Source organism: Pseudomonas rubra, assembly GCF_028656935.1.
GTDB classification, from domain to species: Bacteria; Pseudomonadota; Gammaproteobacteria; order Pseudomonadales; family Pseudomonadaceae; genus Aquipseudomonas; species Aquipseudomonas rubra.
The window spans coordinates 136,275-153,698 of sequence record NZ_JAMDGZ010000022.1 but is presented as its reverse complement, the minus strand read 5'-3'; the positions used below and the strand labels follow the sequence as shown (position 1 = coordinate 153,698).

Below are 17,424 nucleotides of genomic sequence, written 5' to 3'. Positions count from 1 at the left end.
TTGTATAAGGTTTTGTTGTTGAGGGGTGAATGCAATCGCGGGGCAAGCCCGCTCCTACTGCTGTAGGAGCGGGCTTGCCCCGCGATCGGGGAGATGGCGAATCAGTGCGTGCGGGCGACGGCGAATTCGCTCAGTTCCACCAGTGCATCGCGGTACTCGCTGGCCGGCAGCACATCCAGGCAGGCGATAGCGCGGGCCACGTAGTCGCGGGCCAGCTTGGCGGTGTAGTCCAGCGAGCCTGAGGCCTCTACGGCCGCACGGATGCTTTCGAGGTCTTCGATGCCGCCTTTCTGGATCGCCTGGCGCACCAGTGCAGCCTGTTCGGCGGTGCCTTCGCGCATGGTATAGATCAGCGGCAGGGTCGGCTTGCCTTCGGCCAGGTCGTCACCGACGTTCTTGCCCAGGGTTTGCGCATCGCCCTTGTAGTCGAGCAGGTCGTCGACCAACTGGAAGGCCACGCCCAGGTGGTCACCGAAGGTGCGCAGGGCTTCGCTCTGCTCTTCAGTCGCCTGGGCCAGGGCTGCGGCGCTGTGGGTCGAGGCCTCGAACAGCATCGCGGTCTTGCCGCGGATGACGTCCATGTAGACTTCTTCGGTGGTGCTGGCGTCGCGGACCTTGGACAGCTGCAGGACTTCGCCTTCGGCGATAACCCGGGTGGCCTTGGAGAGGATCTGCATGACCGGCATCGAGCCCAGTTCGACCATCATCTCGAACGAGCGCGAGTACAGGAAGTCACCCACCAGTACGCTTGGCGCGTTGCCCCACAGGGCGTTGGCAGTGGAGCGGCCACGGCGCATGCCGGACATGTCGACGACGTCGTCATGCAGCAGGGTCGCGGTGTGCAGGAATTCGATGGTGGCAGCCAGCAGGCGCAAATCGTCGCCTTCGCGGCCCAGGGCCTTGCCGCACAGCAGCACCAGCAACGGACGCAGGCGCTTGCCGCCGGCCGAGGTAATGTAGTCGCCGATTTTCGATACCAGCGGTACACGCGAAGTCAGCTGTTTCTTGATAATCTCGTCAACGGCGCTGAAGTCGTCCGCTACCGCACGGTAGAAAGCTTGGGGTTGCATCGGCCACAGGTGCTCCATAAAGGTTGCGCGGCATGCTAGGTCGCGGGTCCCGGCGTGTCAAGGCACGCTGCCCGCGGGCCGGGGGTGGGACTTGCAAGCAAAGCGGGGCTTGCGTACAATCGCGCACCCTGAACTTCCTGGGCAGCACCTGCCTTACGCAATTGCACTGGGCCGTTCCAGCCCTATGCAGCCATGCCAGCCAATACTCTTCCTATAAAGAGCTGGGTGAGCAGGATTATCGGAGAAATACCCATGTACGCAGTAATTGTTACCGGTGGCAAGCAGTACAAAGTCGCCGAAGGTGAATACCTGAAAATCGAAAAACTGGAAATCGCCACTGGCGAATCCGTGACTTTCGACCGCGTTCTGTTGGTTGCCAATGGCGACGACGTGAACATCGGCGCTCCAGTCGTTGCTGGTGCAAAAGTTGTTGCTGAAGTGATCTCCCAAGGTCGTCACGACAAAGTGCGCATCATCAAGTTCCGCCGCCGTAAGCACCACATGAAGCGTATGGGCCACCGCCAGTGGTTCACCGAAATCAAGATCACCGGTATTTCGGCTTAATCGCCTGAATCCATTTCTGGAGAATTGAACCATGGCACACAAAAAAGCTGGTGGTAGTACCCGTAACGGTCGCGACTCAGAAGCCAAACGCCTTGGCGTGAAGATGTATGGCGGCCAGGCTATCATTCCTGGCAACATCATCGTGCGTCAGCGCGGCACCCAATTCCACGCTGGCTACGGCGTTGGCATGGGTAAAGATCACACCCTGTTCGCCAAGATCGCGGGTAAGATCAAGTTTGAAGTAAAAGGCGCCTTCGGTCGTCGTTACGTGAGCGTTGTCGCCGAGTAATCGCGCGAACGCTGGAAAAGCCCTGTCTCGCGACGGGGCTTTTTCGTTTGTGGGGTGAGTCTCTTGCAAAGCTGTTTGTATGGGCTGCCGGCGTGGGTTGTTACTGTCGTGACGGGGCCGCCGCGCTCACTTTTGCAAGAGCCTTATGTCTTTGTGTCACTCAGCTCGTCCAGCTGACGAGAGGCGGTTTTTATGAAGTTTGTTGACGAAGTATCGATCCGGGTCAAGGCCGGTGATGGCGGTAACGGTTGCATGAGCTTCCGCCGCGAAAAATTCATTGAGAACGGTGGTCCTAACGGTGGTGATGGTGGTGACGGTGGCTCGATCTATATGGTCGCCGACGATAACCTGAACACCTTGGTCGACTACCGTTACACCCGTCATTTCGACGCTGAGCGCGGTTCCAATGGTGGCAGTACCGACTGCACCGGCAAGAAAGGTGAAGACCTGATCCTGCGCGTGCCAGTCGGCACCACGGTGATCGACGCCGCCACTCAGGAAGTCATCGGTGACCTGGTCAAGCCTGGCCAGAAACTGATGGTGGTTCAGGGCGGCTGGCACGGCCTGGGCAACACCCGTTTCAAATCCAGCACCAACCGTGCGCCACGCCAGACCACCCCGGGCAAGCCAGGTGAGCAACGTGACCTGAAGCTGGAAATGAAAGTGCTTGCTGACGTTGGCCTGCTCGGTCTGCCGAACGCCGGCAAAAGTACCTTCATCCGCTCGGTCTCGGCCGCCAAGCCGAAAGTTGCCGACTACCCGTTCACCACCCTGGTGCCGAACCTGGGTGTGGTCAGTGTCGACCGCTGGAAGAGCTTCGTTGTCGCGGACATCCCGGGTCTGATCGAAGGCGCTTCCGACGGTGCCGGCCTGGGTATCCGCTTCCTCAAGCACCTGGCGCGTACCCGCCTGCTGCTGCACCTCGTCGACCTTGCGCCGCTGGATGAAAGCAGCAGCGCTGATGCCGCCGAAGTCATCGTCAACGAGCTGACCCAGTTCAGCCCGTCGCTGGCCGAGCGTGACCGCTGGCTGGTGCTGAACAAGACCGACATGCTGATGGACGACGAGCGTGACGAGCGGGTCAAGGAAGTGGTCGAGCGTCTGCAGTGGGAAGGTCCGGTCTATGTGATCTCGGCCATCTCCAAGCAGGGCACCGAGCAGCTCAGCCGCGACATCATGCGCTACCTCGAAGACCGCGCCGACCGCCTGGCCAACGATCCGGCCTACGCCGAAGCGCTGGCCGACCTGGATCAGCGTATCGAAGACGAAGCCCGTGCCCAGTTGCAGGCCCTGGACGACGCCCGCGCCTTGCGCCGTAGCGGCGTCAAGAGCGTGCACGACATCGGCGACGACGATGACGATGATTGGGACGAGGAAGACGAAGACGGTCCGGAAATCATTTACGTGCGCGACTGATTCGTTGCAGTACACTAAACGCCGCTCTCAGGAGCGGCGTTTTGGTATCTAAAGATCTGAATAGGTTGGAAGAAGATGCGGAGCAAGGTGACGGGTGCGCAGCGCTGGGTGGTGAAAATCGGCAGTGCCCTGCTGACAGCGGATGGCAAGGGCCTGGATCGCGCGGCCATGGGGGTCTGGGTCGAGCAGATGGTGGCGTTGCATGAGGCGGGTGTCGAGTTGGTGCTGGTGTCGTCCGGGGCGGTTGCCGCCGGGATGAGCCGCCTGGGTTGGGCCAAGCGACCGAGTGCGATGAACGAGCTGCAGGCTGCGGCCTCCATCGGCCAGATGGGCCTGGTGCAGGCCTGGGAGTCGAGCTTTGCCGAGCACGGCCGGCACACCGCGCAGATCCTTCTGACCCATGACGACCTGTCTGACCGCAAGCGCTACCTCAACGCCCGCAGCACCCTGCGCACCTTGGTGGAGCTGGGCGTGGTGCCGGTGATCAACGAGAACGACACGGTGGTCACCGACGAGATCCGCTTCGGCGACAACGACACCCTGGCGGCGCTGGTGGCCAACCTGGTGGAGGCCGACCTGTTGGTGATACTTACCGACCGCGACGGCATGTTCGATGCCGACCCGCGCAACAACCCTGATGCGCAGCTCATCTACGAAGCTCGCGCCGATGATCCGAGCCTCGATGCCGTGGCCGGTGGCACCGGTGGCGCCCTGGGCCGTGGCGGCATGCAGACCAAGCTGCGAGCCGCGCGCCTGGCAGCCCGCTCCGGTGCACACACGATCATCGTCGGTGGTCGCCTGGAGCGCGTGCTGGACCGGCTCAAGACCGGTGAGCGCCTGGGTACCCTGCTGTCGCCCGAGCGCGGCATGCTTGCCGCGCGCAAGCAATGGCTGGCCGGGCACCTGCAGACCCGTGGCACCCTGGTGCTCGACGATGGCGCGGTGAAGGCGCTGCGCAAGGACAGCAAGAGCCTGTTGCCAGTGGGCGTCAAGACCGTGCAGGGCAGCTTTCGCCGTGGTGAGATGGTGGTCTGCGTTGGCCCGGATGGCCTCGAGGTCGCTCGTGGCCTGGCCAACTACAGCGCCTTGGAAGCACAGAAAATCATTGGCCAGCCGTCCGACGCGATCGAGGGCCTGCTGGGCTATATCGCCGAGCCGGAGCTGGTGCACCGCGACAACCTGATTCTGGTCTGAGGATATACGCGTGTTCAAAGGGATAGTTGCAGCAGCGCTGCTGGCATTGCCGGTACTGGCGTCGGCCGAGGAGATCGGCCAGGTTTCGACGGTGTTCAAGATCGTCGGGCCGAATGACCGTATTGTCGTCGAGGCGTTTGATGATCCGAAGGTGGAGGGCGTGACCTGCTACTTGTCGCGAGCCAAGACCGGCGGTTTGAAAGGCGGCCTGGGCCTGGCAGAGGACCGCGCCGAAGCCTCGATCGCCTGCCGCCAGGTTGGGCCAATTCGCTTCAAGGAGCCGCTCAAGGACGGTGACGAGGTGTTCAAGGAACGCACCTCGCTGGTGTTCAAGACCATGCAGGTGGTGCGCTTCCTCGACAAGAAGCGCAATACCCTGGTCTATCTGGTGTACTCCGACCGGATCATCGAAGGTAGCCCGCAGAATGCGGTGACGGCGATTCCTATCTTGCCGTGGGCCCAGTAACACCGAGTTGAATTCATCGCCGGCAAGGCCGGCTCCCACAAAGTCCTGTGCATGCAGTCCCTGTGGGAGCCGGCCTTGCCGGCGATGGGGCCTGAAAGGCCCCAAAAACAAGCCTCAAACCGAAGCTTCTTCCTCTTCTACCCGCACCACCGCCTTCTCCACATCCCGGCGGCTGATGTACTTCCAGTCCGCCTCGTCGATGTAGATCCCGTTCGGCCCGCTGCCGCCTTCCAGGTCGATGGCGACATGCGCCGAGACCTGCGGCTTCACGCTTGCCAGAATCGGTACGAAGCCCAGCTGCAAGCTGGTTTCCAGCAGTGCTGCCTGGTTGCGTTCGTCGATGTCGGCCGCTTCGTCCAGGTAGTACGGCAGGCGTACGCGACCGGCCAGGTCGCGGTCCATCAGGTGCAGCAACAAGTACATGTTGGTCAGCGCCTTGATGGTCATGGTGGTGCCGTTGGACGCCGCGCCGTCGATGTCGGTGTGGATCACCGGCTGACCACCGACCTTGGTGATCTCGAAGGCCAGTTCGAACAGGTCCTTCAGGCCCAGCTGGTTGTGGTTGGCTGCCACCAGCCGCGCCAGGTATTCCTTGGCCTCTTCGTTCTTGTTGTCCTGCTCGGCGCTCTGGCTCAGGTCGAACACCGACAGGGTCTCGCCTTCCTCGTACTGGCCGGCGCTGTGGATGATCTGGTCAATGTGCTTGAGCGCTTCCTTGTTCGGCGCCAGGACGATGCGGAAGCTCTGCAGGTTGGAGACCTGGCGCTTGTTGATCTCGCGGTTGAACAGCGCCAGCTGGTGCTCGAGGCTGTCGTAGTCGCTGCGGATGTTGCGCAAGGTCCGGGCGATGTCGGTGACCGCGGCGCGGCGTGCCTTGCCCAGGGTCAGCGCTTCTTCGGTACGGTGCGAATAGGCGTTGATCAGCAGTTGCAGGCGACGCTCCATGTCGTCTTCGCTGTCGAACTTGGCCACGCCTTTGAGGCGAACCTGGGCGTACAGTGCCTCGATCTGGCCATCGACGCGCAGCAGGCCCTGCCAGCTGTCCTGGTAGTCGTTGAGCAGTGGCAGCAGGTTATCCATGCTGTCGTCGACCGGCTCCATGAACGGCGTGCCGAACGGCAGGTCGGCAGGCAGCAGTTGGCGACGGCGCAGGGCGTCGTCGAGGGTGCGTTGCTTGGCTTCCATGTCGGCGATCTGGCGGCCGACCAGTTGCAGCTTGGCTGACAGTTGCTGGACGCGTTCGGTGAAGGCGTCGCTGGAGCGCTTGAGTTCGTCCTGGGCGGCTTCCATCTGCGCCAGTTGCTCGAGCTTGTCGCCCTCTTCGGCGGAGAGGGTCTCACTGCGGCGGAAGTCTTCCAGGGCCTTCTGGGCATCCAGTACCTGCTGGTACAGGGCTTCGGTCTGGGTCTTGCTCGCGGCGCGGTCGGCGGCTACGGCCTGCTGGGTCTTGAGCTGCTTGAGCTCTTTGTCCAGGCGCTCTTTCTGGTCGCGCAGGGCCGCACGGTCGGCCAGGGCCTGCAGGGCAGGGGGTTCGATGTGCGTCAGGTCGATGGACAGGCCCGGCGCTTCGAAGCGCTCGCCCTTGAAGCCGTCGAGCACCGCTTCCAGGGATTTGACCCAGACGTCGCTGTCGTCCAGTTCGATGCCGCGCTCGCCCAGCGGCAGGCTGAACAGTGCGCCGTTGAACAGGCGCATCAGGCGCTCGACGTCCTGCTGCGAGAACTCTTCACGCAGCCGTGCATAGCTGTTGTTGTCGGCGTGGTCGAGTTGCTGTTTGACCGATTTGAGGCGTTTCTCCAGCTCGCGCAGGCGCTCCTCGAGGTCTTCGGCACTGAACTGGCGTGACTGCGCCAGGGCGCCAGCCAGTTCGTCGTGGGCGTCCTTGGCGGCCAGCAGTTGCTGCTCCAGGACCTTGACGTCATCGACCAGGGCAAAGCGGTGCTTGAGTACCGACAGCTCGCCGAGCCAGCGCTGCACGCCAGTGATCTCACGCTCCAGGCGCATCAGCTCCTGGGTGCCACCACGCTGGTCATTCTGCAGGCTGTCCTGTTCGTTCTTGTAGTGCTCGGCCTGAATCACCAGCTCTTCTTTGCGGGCGCCGGCGTAGTCTTGCCAGGTGCCGAGCAGCGAGTCGAGCAGTGGCGACAGGCGGTGCAGCTTGCCGCGCAGGATCTCGCGCTGGGCCACACCATTGGCCAGGGCCTCGACCAAGGGGCCGGCGGCGACCAGCGAGTTGTAGTCCTGCTCCATGCGTCGCACGTCACGGAAGGCTTCTTCGCAGGCAGCGATGTAGTCGACGCTGCCCGAGCGCAGGCTGTGCTCGAAGGCATCGAGGAACAGTTGCTTGAGCTTGGCGGCGGTGATCTCGCGCATGTGCAGCAGGTTGATGAACAGCGCGCGGAAGGTCTTCAGGCTCTGCTCGCTGGTGGAGCGCAGCGGGATCAGGGTCAGGTCCAGCGGGATCGAGGTATGGCCACCGACCAGCAGGCGACGCAGTTCGTCAGGCTTGAGTTCGTAGGCTTTCAGGCCGTTGCGCTCAAGGTTGCTGAACAGCTCTTTCTGGCGCAGGCAGGTATCGTTCTTCTGGTAGTGGGCCAGGTCCAGTTCGCCGGCATAGGCAAAGAACTGGTGGCCGAAACCGCCACCCGGGCCGCGGCCGACCACGCCGATCACGTGCGGGCCGTGGGGCAGGTTGACCTCGCAGAGGATATAGCTGGTGTCGCTGGCAAAGTAGAAGCGCCGCGACTGCTCCAGGCTGTACTTGCCGAAGCTCATGTCGGACATGCGCGCCAGGATCGGGAACTGCAGGGCGTTGATCGAGGCACTCTTGCCCAGGTTGTTGGCACCGTAGACCGACAGCGGGTGCTCCAGGGGGAACAGGCCCAGGCTGTAGCCGGCGGTGTTGAGCAGTGCGAAGCGGCGAATACCGTAGCGTTCCTGGCTCATGCGTCAATCTCCTGTTGCTCTTGCGCAATGGCCCGGGCCAAGGCGTCTTCTTCGCTTTCTTCGAACGGGCTCAGGTCGAGCGGGTCGTCGGTACGGTTCAGTTGTTCCGGGCTCTCTTCTTCGACCAGCACCGGTGTTGGCAGCGGCAGGGCGCTGTGCAAACTGGCGGCCAGGTCGCGGTCCTGCTGGACCGACAGGCAGACATCGAGGAAGCGGTGCATCGGCGGCAGGAAGCGGTAGATGCCGTTCTCTTCGTGGGCAAAGCCAAGCTGGGTCATGCGGCGCATGATTTTTTCTTCCAGCTCATCCGGGGTTTGCACTTCGGCCTGGATGAACAGGTCGCGGTATTTTTCCAGCAGCGAAGGTAGCTCGTCGCGGCCCAGGCTGCCGCCGTCGAGCACCGCCATCGGGTCGCGGCCCTGGTCGGCCAGGTGTTCGACCAGGATGAAGGTGAACAGCGACAGGCGCTGGGCGGTCTTGTTGACCTGGGCGGCAGCCAGGTCTGGAACGAAGTAGTAGAAACCTCGGGTGTCACACACCAGTTCAAATCCCAGGGCCTTGAACAGACCACGGTACTGGTCCTGGAAGTTCGACAGTTGGGCGTACAGCTCCGGGTCGCGGCGGCTGATGTGGAAGCCCTTGAACAGCTCGCGAAAGATCGGTGCGAGCTGAGGCAGTTCGGAGAGATCAAGATGCATGGGCAGGGCTCGCAGTAGGCTCAGGCGATGGTTCGCGGCTCGATGTCAGGGCGAAGGAGCGCAGGCTGACCAGGTGTTCGCGGGTGATGTATTCGCAGCGTTCGAGGCGCTCGCGGTTAAAGCGTTTTTCCCGCGACAGGCGCGAGAACCAGTACAGCAACTCGTCGGTGGCGCCTTCGGGCTCCTGATCGAGCAGCCAGACCATCAGGTCCGGCAGCGGCAGGGCGTCTTCGCAGCGCTCGAGCATCTCCTTGACCGTGCGCGGCGCGCGCGGGGCGTCACCCTTGTGGCTCTTGTGGGCCTTGGGAAACTGCGCAGGCTTGGGCTCGAAACGGGCCAGGGCATAGACGTAGGCTTCGACCTGGCTGGCGCTGCCGAGGAAGGTGCTCTGCGGGCGGGTGAACAGCGGCATGGCGGCTTGTGGCACGGCGTCCAGGCCCTTGCGACGGATCACCGACAGCGCCAGGGCGGCGCCGCGGGTCACGGCGTTGTGCCGGCGGGCTTCTTCACGCAGCGGCAACAGCAGTTCGCGGGCATGGCGCAGGGTCAGCTGGGCGCTGGTCTGCATTTCCAGGATGCGCGCATGGGTGCGCAGGAGCATGTCGTCGTCGACCAGATGGCCCAGGCGGGCCTGCTCGCCGAGCAAGCGCAGCAGTACCGTCTCGACCTTGCGCACGCCTTGCTCGAAGGCGCCATCGGCGTTGACCAACTGGATCATCGGCTCGACGTATTCATCCCAGGTCGCCAGGACTTCGGCATAACGCTGGCGCAAGGGGATCTGCCGGTCGCTGGTTTTGGCCCGTTCGGCCACGGCGACCAGCGCCTGCTCGTCGTTGTCGAGCTTTTTCAGGACATCGCGCACACGCATGTCGAGCAGGCGTAGCTGGCGCGCGAGGTCGTTGCCGTCGCGAATCTCGAAGGCATCCTGGATGTGTCCGGCCAGACGCTCGAGGTGGCGCAGGTAGGCTTCGATCTCCAGGCACAGGCCCAGGCGGTGCTCGCGGCGCAGGTAAGCGAGAAAGTCGTGGATCTGGGCGTTGAGCTCGAAACGGTTCGGGCTTTTTGCCACAGGCACCAGGATATCCAGGCGGATCCACACATCAAGCAGGCTGGTGATGTCCTGGGGCGTGCTTTCCAGCTGTTGGCTGGCCAGTTGCTGGCGCAGCTCGGCCAGGCTCAGGGTGCCCCCGTCGAAGCGCTCGCACAGTGGCTCGAGCAGGGCCCAGTGTTCGGCTAGGGCGCGCAGGACGCGCTTGGGTTCGATCATTGGCGGGTCGACTCGTTGCCAAATAAAAGCGCCGATTGTACTGCATCAGACGCCTGTCGATTCACCCCCTGATCGCTTCAAACTGCTGTCGGGCGGTTTTCTGCCGATCAACAGCGGCGCCGAGCGGCGAACAACGTTAGAATATCGCCCCTGACTTACCCACAGATGGCCGATCCTTCTTGTTAATCGAGTCCCGCCGCCGCGCTTACCTTAACGCCATGCAAGTGGTGCACTGGCTGCCGCGTGCCGAATTGCCGTTCGCCGCACCGTCGCGCCCGGAGCTGTTGCTGCCGGTGGCGCCGCTGGAGGAGCCGGCACTCGAACCGCAGCAGCGGGAACCAGCGACGGCTACTGTCGCACCAAGTGCGCCGCAGGTGCGCACCGGCGAGCGTCCAAAGATCGAAATCCCGCGCCCCGGCAGTACACCAAAAGCGGCCGCCAAACCTGCGCAAGAGGCCGAAAAGCCACCTGTCGCGGCCAGGCCCGTCCCCGTGCCCCCGCCGCGCTTTGCCCTGCAACTGCTGCGTGCCGGCAATTGCTTGCTGCTGGTGGAGCTTGCCACCGGTGAGGCGTTCCAGAGCCGCGACCCTTCCTATCTGCTGCTCAAGGACATGCTGCGCGCCGCGGGCCTGCCGGACAGCCCGCAGATCATCGGCGAGCCGGTGCGCTGGCCGCTGCTGGTGCGTGGCAACCTTGATCAGGGGCCACAGGCTGCGACTGATTTCGTCCAGGGCTTTATCCAGGCCCGGCTTGAAGAGGCGCCATGTGTCTGTCTGTGGCTGATCGGCCTGCCTGCCGTGCGTTTTGCCGGTGAGGCCGACGCCGAAGCTTATTACCGCGAGTTGCCGGTTGAAGGGCTGGGTACTGCCTGGGCCTTGCCGGGGCTTGAACTGTTGATGGACGAGCCGCAGCGCAAAGCGGACGTCTGGCAAGCCATGCGCCGGCTGATGGCGCGCTGGAAACCACGTGATGAGTGACACAATCAGCTTCCGCCGGATGACCGAGGCGGATCTGGATGCCGTACTGAAGATCGAATACGCAGCCTTCAGCCACCCCTGGACCCGTGGGATTTTCCTCGACGGGCTCAAGTCCTATGAAATCTGGCTGATGTTCGAAGGCCAGCAGCAGGTCGGCCACGGCGTGATCAACGTGATCATCGACGAGGCGCACCTGCTCAACATCACCGTCAAGCCGGAAAGCCAGGGTCGCGGCCTCGGTCTACGCCTGCTGGAAGAACTGATGACGCGCGCCTACGCCAGCAATGGCCGCGAATGCTTCCTGGAGGTGCGTGCCAGCAACCAGTCGGCTTATCGCCTCTACGAACGTTACGGCTTCAATGAAATTGGCCGTCGTCGTGACTACTACCCGGTTGCGGGTGGTCGCGAAGACGCCCTGGTCATGGCCTGCACCCTGTTTGAGTAAGCCAACAGCGCTCGGGCTCGCCGCCTGTCACACGATGCGCATCAACCATGAGGCCTGAGCATGCACGATCTACAAGAACTGATTGATAACAACGCGCGCTGGGCCGATGCGATCAAGCAGGAAGATCCGGATTTCTTCGCCAAGCTTGCGCGTCAGCAGGCCCCGGAGTTCCTCTGGATTGGCTGTTCGGACGCCCGGGTGCCGGCCAACGAGATTGTCGGCATGTTGCCGGGCGACCTGTTCGTTCACCGCAATGTCGCCAATGTGGTGCTGCACACCGACCTCAACTGCCTGTCGGTGATCCAGTACGCGGTGGATGTGCTCAAGGTCAAGCATATCCTGGTCACCGGCCACTACGGTTGCGGCGGGGTGCGGGCGTCGATGCAGGATCGTCAGTTGGGCCTGATCGATGGCTGGCTGCGCTCGATACGCGACCTGTACTACGACAACCGCGTGGAGCTGGCCAAGCTTGCGACCGAGGAGGAGCGGGTAGATCGCCTGTGCGAACTGAACGTGATCCAGCAGGTGGCCAACGTCGGTCATACCACCATCGTCCAGAATGCCTGGCACCGTGGGCAGAGCCTGTCGGTGCATGGTTGCATCTACGGCATCAAGGATGGGCGCTGGAAGAGCTTGAATGCGACCATCAGCGGCATCGACCAGTTGCCGCCGCAGTACCGGTTGCGTCCGCAGGATTGAGCCTATCGCGGGGCAAGCCCGCTCCCACAGGATTTAGATAATCCCTGTGGGAGCGGCGATGCGGCGACCCGACTTGCCCCGCGATGAATTCACCTCAACTTTTCTGCAAATCGCGCAACGTCCGCGTCACCGCCCCGGTATTGCACTTGGCACTGGCCTGCTCCGGGGTCATGTTGCGAATCGTGCGGAAGTACAGCTCACACGTCTGCTTCTTCGCCGTCACCTGCCACTTCTGGGTACAGGCGCCCAATGTTGTCTTGGCATCCGCCGCCGGGTTACGGCCCATGCCTGCTTGCCAGCAGGCAGCGCTCAAGTCCTGGCCCATCATTTTCAACCCGGCCTGATCGGCTTTGTCCTGGTCTCCGCCATAATTGGTTTTGTCCGCCGCATACCAGATCGCACTCGGGTGGTTGGCGCCCAGCACCGGCACCTTCTGCCCGGGCGTCGGGCTGATGGTCGCCAGGCCCAGCACATAGAGCTTGGGCCCGTACTGCTGCTCGATCCAGCTGCGCACTGGCGAGCCGAAGGCAACCATCGGTAAGGAAGCGCCATCACCGGTGCGGGTCACTTCCTTGACCATCTGCACCTGATAATCCTTGAAGTAACCGTATACGCCTTCCAGATCCTTGCCGGCACTGGCAGGTGCGGCGATCGGGGCGATGTCGACGATGGTCTGGTAGGCCGGGGTGTGTTCGGCGGGGACGCCGTTGAAAGTCAGCAGCGTGGCCCAGCGATCGGTGGTGTTGGAGCGCAGGTAGTCCTGGGCCTGGGTCAGCGAGTAGTCGGGCGGGAAGTGCAGAAGCTCGATGCTGCGGCGCTTTTCCAGGGCCATGCCCAGGGGCAGGAACAGGTTCCAGTTGTAGGCCCATTTACCGTCGCGATTGAGCTGGGTAGCGCCCTGATAGGCCAGCTCGCCGGTGTCGAGCAGCGCCTGCAGTGGCTTGCTGTAGTCGCTTGGGACACCCTGGATATCAGCATGCAGTTTGTCGTTGTCGCGATTGACCTTCACGGTCGCGCCAGCGTAACCGTCGCGTCGCACGCTCTGGGTCAGGTAGTGCTCCACGGTCTGCTCCAGCGTCCAGTCACGAAAGCAGATGACGTTGCAGTTGTTGGGGTAGGCAAACAGCCGGGTCACCCGTGCCTGGTCGCCCAGGTCGATTTGGGCGTCGGCCTGGATGGCACTGCTGAAGGCCAGTGTGGCCAGGGCGAAGGCCAGTGGAGCAGTCGTGTGCATGCTTAACTCCTTGTCAGTTCCTCCCCGTAGTCGGGAGGCTTGCCATACTGGAGGAATTTCCCGGGGATTGGGAAGGGGAGCAGGCTGATGAATGTGTGGTGCAAAGCTGGTATCGGAGCAGGGCTTTTACTGACAGTGTTCGCTGCTATCCCGGTCCGGGCCGAGGAGCGTGACCTGTACCTGTTTGCCCAGTGGGCGGGCGATCACCAGACCCGGCCGTTTCGCCAGATGCTGGTGGATGCGCGCCTGTATGGCGTGGTGCCGATTCATCAGCTGCTACGCTCGGCCAGTGACTGGCGCTTGTGCAAGGCCGAGCCGTTTGCGGTAGCGCCAACGACGCAGTGGCCGGCGGTACGCTCGACACTGCTGTTGCTCAAGACCCTGGGCGAGCAGGGCGTGCTCAAGCAGTACGAAGTGGTATCGGCTTACCGCAACCCGGTGCTCAACCGTTGCGCCGGTGGTGCCGAGGCCAGCGCCCATACCCGTGCCTTTGCGGTCGACCTGTTGCTGGCGAACTGGGCCGATCCGACTCCGCTGTGTAGCTTCTGGCAAGTACATGGCAAGGACTGGAGCATGGGCCTGGGGCGTTACCCTTCAGGGCGCATTCATATCGACACGGCGGGGTACCGCACCTGGGGTGGCGATTTCAGTGCCGGTTCCTCCTTTTGCGCCCCGGCGGTGGCCGGTAAGGCTCAGGCCAGGTGAGCCAGGCAGGTGTGTGATTGTTCTATCACCCACTGGGCGAAACAGCGGCTTTTGTCATCGGCAAGAATCGCCTGGGGGCTGATCAGGTAATAGGCCGACTGGTCCTGGATAAAACCGCGCGGCGCCTGCAACTGGCCGCTGTCGATTTCATCCTGGACCATCAGGCGCGAGGCCATGGCCACGCCCAGCCCTGCCGCGGCTGCCTGGATGCACAGGTAAAAGTGTTCGTAATCGGCGCGGCTGCTGCCCTTGGCCGATTCGCCAGCCTGGCGCAGCCAGGTGTTCCAGGCGTGGGGGCGCGAGCCGCTGTGCAGCAGGCGTTGGCCGGCCAGGCCGTGCTCGGGCAGGGCGTGCCCGGCACTGCACACCGGGCCGACCCATTCGTCGCAGATCTTCAGTGCATGCAGGTTGGCGTCCCAGTGAAAGTCATCGCGGCGCAGGGCCAGGTCGACACCGCTACGGGCAAAGTCAATCGGCCCGCCCGCCGCCACCAGGTGCAGGTGAATATCCGGGTGTGCGGCATGAAAGGCCGGCAGTCGCGGTATCAACCAGCGCATGGCGATGGTCGGTTCGCACGACAGCACCAGCACGTTCTCCCGCGCTTGCTGCTGCAGGCGGTACACCGCACCTTCGAGTTGCTCGAAGATCGACAGGGTGGTGCCGTGCAGGGCGCGTCCGGCGGCGGTGAGGAAGATGGCCCGGTTGCGTCGCTCGAACAGTTGCACCCCCAGCGACTCCTCCAGCAGACGCACCTGCCGGCTCACCGCGCCGTGGGTGACATTGAGCAACTCGGCGGCGCGCACGAAGCTCTGGGTTTGTGCGGCAACGTCGAAATAGCGAAAGGCGGACAGTGCAGGCAGTTTCATATTTGTGAGGAAAACTAGCGGATTTGCTTCACTATAAATCGCTTTTTGCCTTACCCGAAGCTTTCGATAATGACGGCGCGCAGAGCTATCTGTGCATTTACCTAGCAGATCGAGGAGCTTTACGTGAATGAACTCATAGCCGTTGCCCTTTTTACCGTGCTGGCGGTGATCAGCCCAGGCGCCGACTTTGCCATGGTCACCCGCAGCAGTTACGCCTTTGGCCGGCGAGCGGGCTTGGCGGCAGCTTTGGGCATCGCTCTGGGGGTGCAGGTGCATGTGCTTTACACCGTGTTGGGCATCGCGGTGATCATCAGTCAGAGCCCGGCGCTGTTCCTGGCCATGAAGGTGCTGGGGGCGGGGTACCTGATTTATCTTGGCTACAAGTCACTGACCAATACCGCGCGGATTTCCCTTGAGGGGGCTAACGCCAGCCAGCTCGGCGTGCTGGCGGCTTTGCGCTCAGGCTTTCTGACCAATGCCCTGAACCCCAAGACCATGCTGTTTGTGGTCAGTGCCTATACCCAGGTGGTGCAGCCGGGCAGCTCGCTGGCGATCAACTTCGGTTATGGCGCGTTCATGTCGGTTGCCCATTGGCTGTGGTTCAGCCTAGTGGCGGTGTTCTTTTCCAGTGCAGGGTTGCGCCGGGCCATGCTCGAGCGGCAGCGCCTGGTCGACCGGGTGATTGGCGTGGCGTTGATTGGCCTGGGGCTGGCGGTGGTGTTCGCCAATGTGCGCTAAGCGGGGAGGATAAAAATCGCAGGCAAGAAAAAAGGGCTTACCTTGCGGTAAGCCCTTTTTAGTACTTGGTGGTACACAGTCATTTGAACTGGATGCTGAAGTTGCTGTATTTAAAGGGTTTTGTTGTTGTGTCGGTTAGGGATACACCAGGGGATACACGGCGCCCGCTGCTGGAGCAATTTAGGTGACCTGACGGGGCTTCACCTGGCCGCAATTCAGCCGGGGACCCTGGCACTTTTTATCCGGTACGGGGTCGGAAACCCGCGAGAAAGAATTAGTGGCAGGTCCACCAACTTACTGAAATTTCAATGGTTGAAATTGAAAGAAAATAAGCAGAAATGGCGGATCATTACCCGATTGGTAAGGATCAAGAAAAACGTTCGGTAAAGTGCACGTCAACCACTGTCAACCGAGTCAACCTGTCAACCGACTTTGAAAATCCAGCCGCTAACAAAACCTCGCGGGTTCTTTGCCCCGTACCAGTCGAAATTGCTCAGGGTCCCCGACGACATCCCAAGCCATTGGGCAAATGCACTGGTGAACCGCAGTTCACCGAGTTCACCTGTTCACTAAGCTGTGCACTTTTCCGCTAACTCTTTCTCGCGGGTTTCCGACCCCGTACCTGGCTATTAGTGTCAGGGTCCCTGGCAGGTTTTAGGCAGTGCACCAAGCTTGTGCGGCTTGAAGAGAGGGGATGGTTTCTGTCGCTGATGGCATCACAACGGATGGGGTGCGGGGTGTGCTATCTGGCGTCGGCTCAAAACCGGTGTAACAGGTGTAACTCGTGTAGCGACTTAACTTAACCTATTGAAAATACTGGAGTTTATCTTTGTTACACCGTGCGCGACGAAAGCGTACACCGGGTGTAACAAGGCCCATCGGTGTAACAGTCGGGGATAGCAAACAGCCCACGAGCGTGGGCTGTTTCGGGGAGTTATGCGGTGAGCAAGTCCTTGAGGGAAATACCATGGGCGTCACGTTCCAGATCTTCGCGACGGAGACTTGATGCGCTTGGCCCGAACCGTGGCACGTCGAAACTCGGCAAAGCGTAACCCCATCCTCCCTGCTGATAACTCACGGCAAGAATCTGCGAGCCCACAACGGCCAGCTGTTTAACCACGGCGTTCCATTCTTCACCCAGCGCTAAGCCGATCGCGCTCAAGGCCGCTTTTCTTGCCTCATCGCTTTGCTGTTGAATGGTGGTGATTTGGTTCTCAATGGAGTCGAGTTCGGCCTGCAGAGCATCAAGGATCAGCTCTTGGCGTCTCACCTGCTCATCTGTGGTCGCAAGTTGCTTGGCGGCTTTCTGAATCTCGTTGTTAGCGGCCTTCTCGCCTTCAGTGTCACCACTGGCAAGGCTTCGGGCGTAGAAGCTGGCGGCATCCCGTTCGGCCTGTTGGGCCTTATCAAGGGCCTGTTCTGACTCTGTTTGAATCGCCTGAAAGCGCTCAGTCAAGTGCGCTCGTGTTCGCTCCAGCGCTTCGACGGTGGCCGCTGAGTCAGACATGATCTGGAGGGATTCCGATTTGGCCTGCTCAACTCGGGCGCACCGCTCGACATAGGCCAACTTTTGTTCAATAAGCTCCAGCTTGCCGGGAATTGCACGCAGGCGGGATTCAGCTTCGGATAGCTTATCCCTAGCCGCGGTACTCTCAGGGCTTCCGATCATGCTCCCAAAGCGATTCCAGTTTTTCGGCGCGTTGTGCCAGGCAGCTTCGAGCTGTGGAATACTGTTTTCTAAGGCGTCGCGTTCGGCAATCAGGTCCGCGTGCTTTTGCTTCAATTCGTTCATGGTCAATTCCTAAAATGAGTATTGGTTGTGTGCGTGGCTGGCGAGGCCGAAAGTTGCC

At 61.9% G+C, this 17,424-nt stretch carries 17 protein-coding genes; 10 read left to right on the top strand and 7 right to left on the bottom strand.

Annotated elements, in window-relative coordinates; all coding sequences use genetic code 11:
• Window positions 1–101: 101 nt before the first annotated feature.
• Window positions 102–1,070, bottom strand: coding sequence for a polyprenyl synthetase family protein (locus M5G17_RS12310; RefSeq protein ID WP_038997216.1), 969 nt, complete (start codon window positions 1,068–1,070; stop codon window positions 102–104).
• A 252-nt stretch (window positions 1,071–1,322) separates the two neighbouring features.
• Between M5G17_RS12310 and rplU the strand changes: the two genes are divergently transcribed.
• From rplU to M5G17_RS12285, 5 genes are all read left to right on the top strand, one after another.
• The gene (gene rplU, locus M5G17_RS12305) at window positions 1,323–1,634 is read left to right on the top strand and encodes a 50S ribosomal protein L21 (RefSeq protein ID WP_010225695.1); all 312 of its coding nucleotides are present in this window, start codon (window positions 1,323–1,325) and stop codon (window positions 1,632–1,634) included.
• A gap of 31 nt (window positions 1,635–1,665) precedes the next feature.
• On the top strand, window positions 1,666–1,923 hold the full coding sequence (rpmA, locus tag M5G17_RS12300) for a 50S ribosomal protein L27 (protein ID WP_010225698.1): 258 nt from the start codon (window positions 1,666–1,668) through the stop codon (window positions 1,921–1,923).
• Between the two features lie 192 nt (window positions 1,924–2,115).
• On the top strand, window positions 2,116–3,339 hold the full coding sequence (cgtA, locus tag M5G17_RS12295; protein ID WP_273893183.1) for an Obg family GTPase CgtA: 1,224 nt from the start codon (window positions 2,116–2,118) through the stop codon (window positions 3,337–3,339).
• Between the two features lie 75 nt (window positions 3,340–3,414).
• Complete coding sequence (gene proB, locus M5G17_RS12290) at window positions 3,415–4,533, top strand: glutamate 5-kinase (RefSeq protein ID WP_273893182.1); 1,119 nt, start codon at window positions 3,415–3,417, stop codon at window positions 4,531–4,533.
• Window positions 4,534–4,543: 10 nt separating this feature from the next.
• Window positions 4,544–4,999, top strand: a complete 456-nt coding sequence (locus tag M5G17_RS12285; protein ID WP_273893181.1) for a CreA family protein — start codon at window positions 4,544–4,546, stop codon at window positions 4,997–4,999.
• Window positions 5,000–5,113: 114 nt separating this feature from the next.
• Here the strand turns inward: M5G17_RS12285 and mksF are convergent, their stop codons facing one another.
• From mksF to mksB, 3 genes are read right to left on the bottom strand one after another with little or no spacing between them, the layout of a single operon-like run.
• Entirely contained in the window at window positions 5,114–7,945 is a 2,832-nt protein-coding gene (mksF, locus tag M5G17_RS12280; RefSeq protein ID WP_273893180.1) for an Mks condensin complex protein MksF, read from the bottom strand.
• On the bottom strand, window positions 7,942–8,643 hold the full coding sequence (gene mksE, locus M5G17_RS12275) for an Mks condensin complex protein MksE (RefSeq protein WP_273893179.1): 702 nt from the start codon (window positions 8,641–8,643) through the stop codon (window positions 7,942–7,944). The genes mksF and mksE overlap by 4 nt, the downstream gene beginning before the upstream one ends.
• Window positions 8,633–9,910 (bottom strand): Mks condensin complex protein MksB, encoded by a 1,278-nt coding sequence (mksB, locus tag M5G17_RS12270; RefSeq protein WP_273893178.1) that lies wholly within the window; start codon window positions 9,908–9,910, stop codon window positions 8,633–8,635. Before mksB ends, mksE begins: the two co-directional genes overlap by 11 nt.
• A gap of 179 nt (window positions 9,911–10,089) precedes the next feature.
• Here mksB and M5G17_RS12265 point away from each other — a divergent pair, with 179 nt between their 5' ends.
• From M5G17_RS12265 to can, 3 genes are read left to right on the top strand one after another with little or no spacing between them, the layout of a single operon-like run.
• Window positions 10,090–10,887, top strand: a complete 798-nt coding sequence (locus tag M5G17_RS12265; protein WP_273893177.1) for an energy transducer TonB — start codon at window positions 10,090–10,092, stop codon at window positions 10,885–10,887.
• Window positions 10,880–11,332: a ribosomal protein S18-alanine N-acetyltransferase gene (gene rimI, locus M5G17_RS12260; protein ID WP_273893176.1), complete on the top strand. Its 453-nt coding sequence runs from the start codon at window positions 10,880–10,882 to the stop codon at window positions 11,330–11,332. The genes M5G17_RS12265 and rimI overlap by 8 nt, the downstream gene beginning before the upstream one ends.
• 60 nt (window positions 11,333–11,392) lie before the next feature.
• Window positions 11,393–12,031 carry a carbonate dehydratase gene (gene can / locus M5G17_RS12255; protein WP_273893175.1) on the top strand — a complete coding sequence of 213 codons (639 nt, stop codon included), beginning with the start codon at window positions 11,393–11,395 and terminating at the stop codon, window positions 12,029–12,031.
• A 94-nt stretch (window positions 12,032–12,125) separates the two neighbouring features.
• Here the strand turns inward: can and M5G17_RS12250 are convergent, their stop codons facing one another.
• Window positions 12,126–13,265, bottom strand: a complete 1,140-nt coding sequence (locus M5G17_RS12250; RefSeq protein WP_273893174.1) for a hypothetical protein — start codon at window positions 13,263–13,265, stop codon at window positions 12,126–12,128.
• An 87-nt stretch (window positions 13,266–13,352) separates the two neighbouring features.
• Between M5G17_RS12250 and M5G17_RS12245 the strand changes: the two genes are divergently transcribed.
• The gene (locus M5G17_RS12245) at window positions 13,353–13,970 is read left to right on the top strand and encodes a D-Ala-D-Ala carboxypeptidase family metallohydrolase (protein WP_273893173.1); all 618 of its coding nucleotides are present in this window, start codon (window positions 13,353–13,355) and stop codon (window positions 13,968–13,970) included.
• Here M5G17_RS12245 and M5G17_RS12240 read toward each other — a convergent pair.
• Window positions 13,958–14,836 carry a LysR substrate-binding domain-containing protein gene (locus M5G17_RS12240; protein ID WP_273893172.1) on the bottom strand — a complete coding sequence of 293 codons (879 nt, stop codon included), beginning with the start codon at window positions 14,834–14,836 and terminating at the stop codon, window positions 13,958–13,960. The genes M5G17_RS12245 and M5G17_RS12240 overlap by 13 nt on opposite strands.
• A gap of 123 nt (window positions 14,837–14,959) precedes the next feature.
• Between M5G17_RS12240 and M5G17_RS12235 the strand changes: the two genes are divergently transcribed.
• Window positions 14,960–15,574 (top strand): LysE family translocator, encoded by a 615-nt coding sequence (locus tag M5G17_RS12235; protein WP_273893171.1) that lies wholly within the window; start codon window positions 14,960–14,962, stop codon window positions 15,572–15,574.
• 934 nt (window positions 15,575–16,508) lie between these two features.
• Here the strand turns inward: M5G17_RS12235 and M5G17_RS12230 are convergent.
• Window positions 16,509–17,366, bottom strand: coding sequence for a hypothetical protein (locus M5G17_RS12230; RefSeq protein WP_273893170.1), 858 nt, complete (start codon window positions 17,364–17,366; stop codon window positions 16,509–16,511).
• Window positions 17,367–17,424 lie beyond the last annotated feature (58 nt).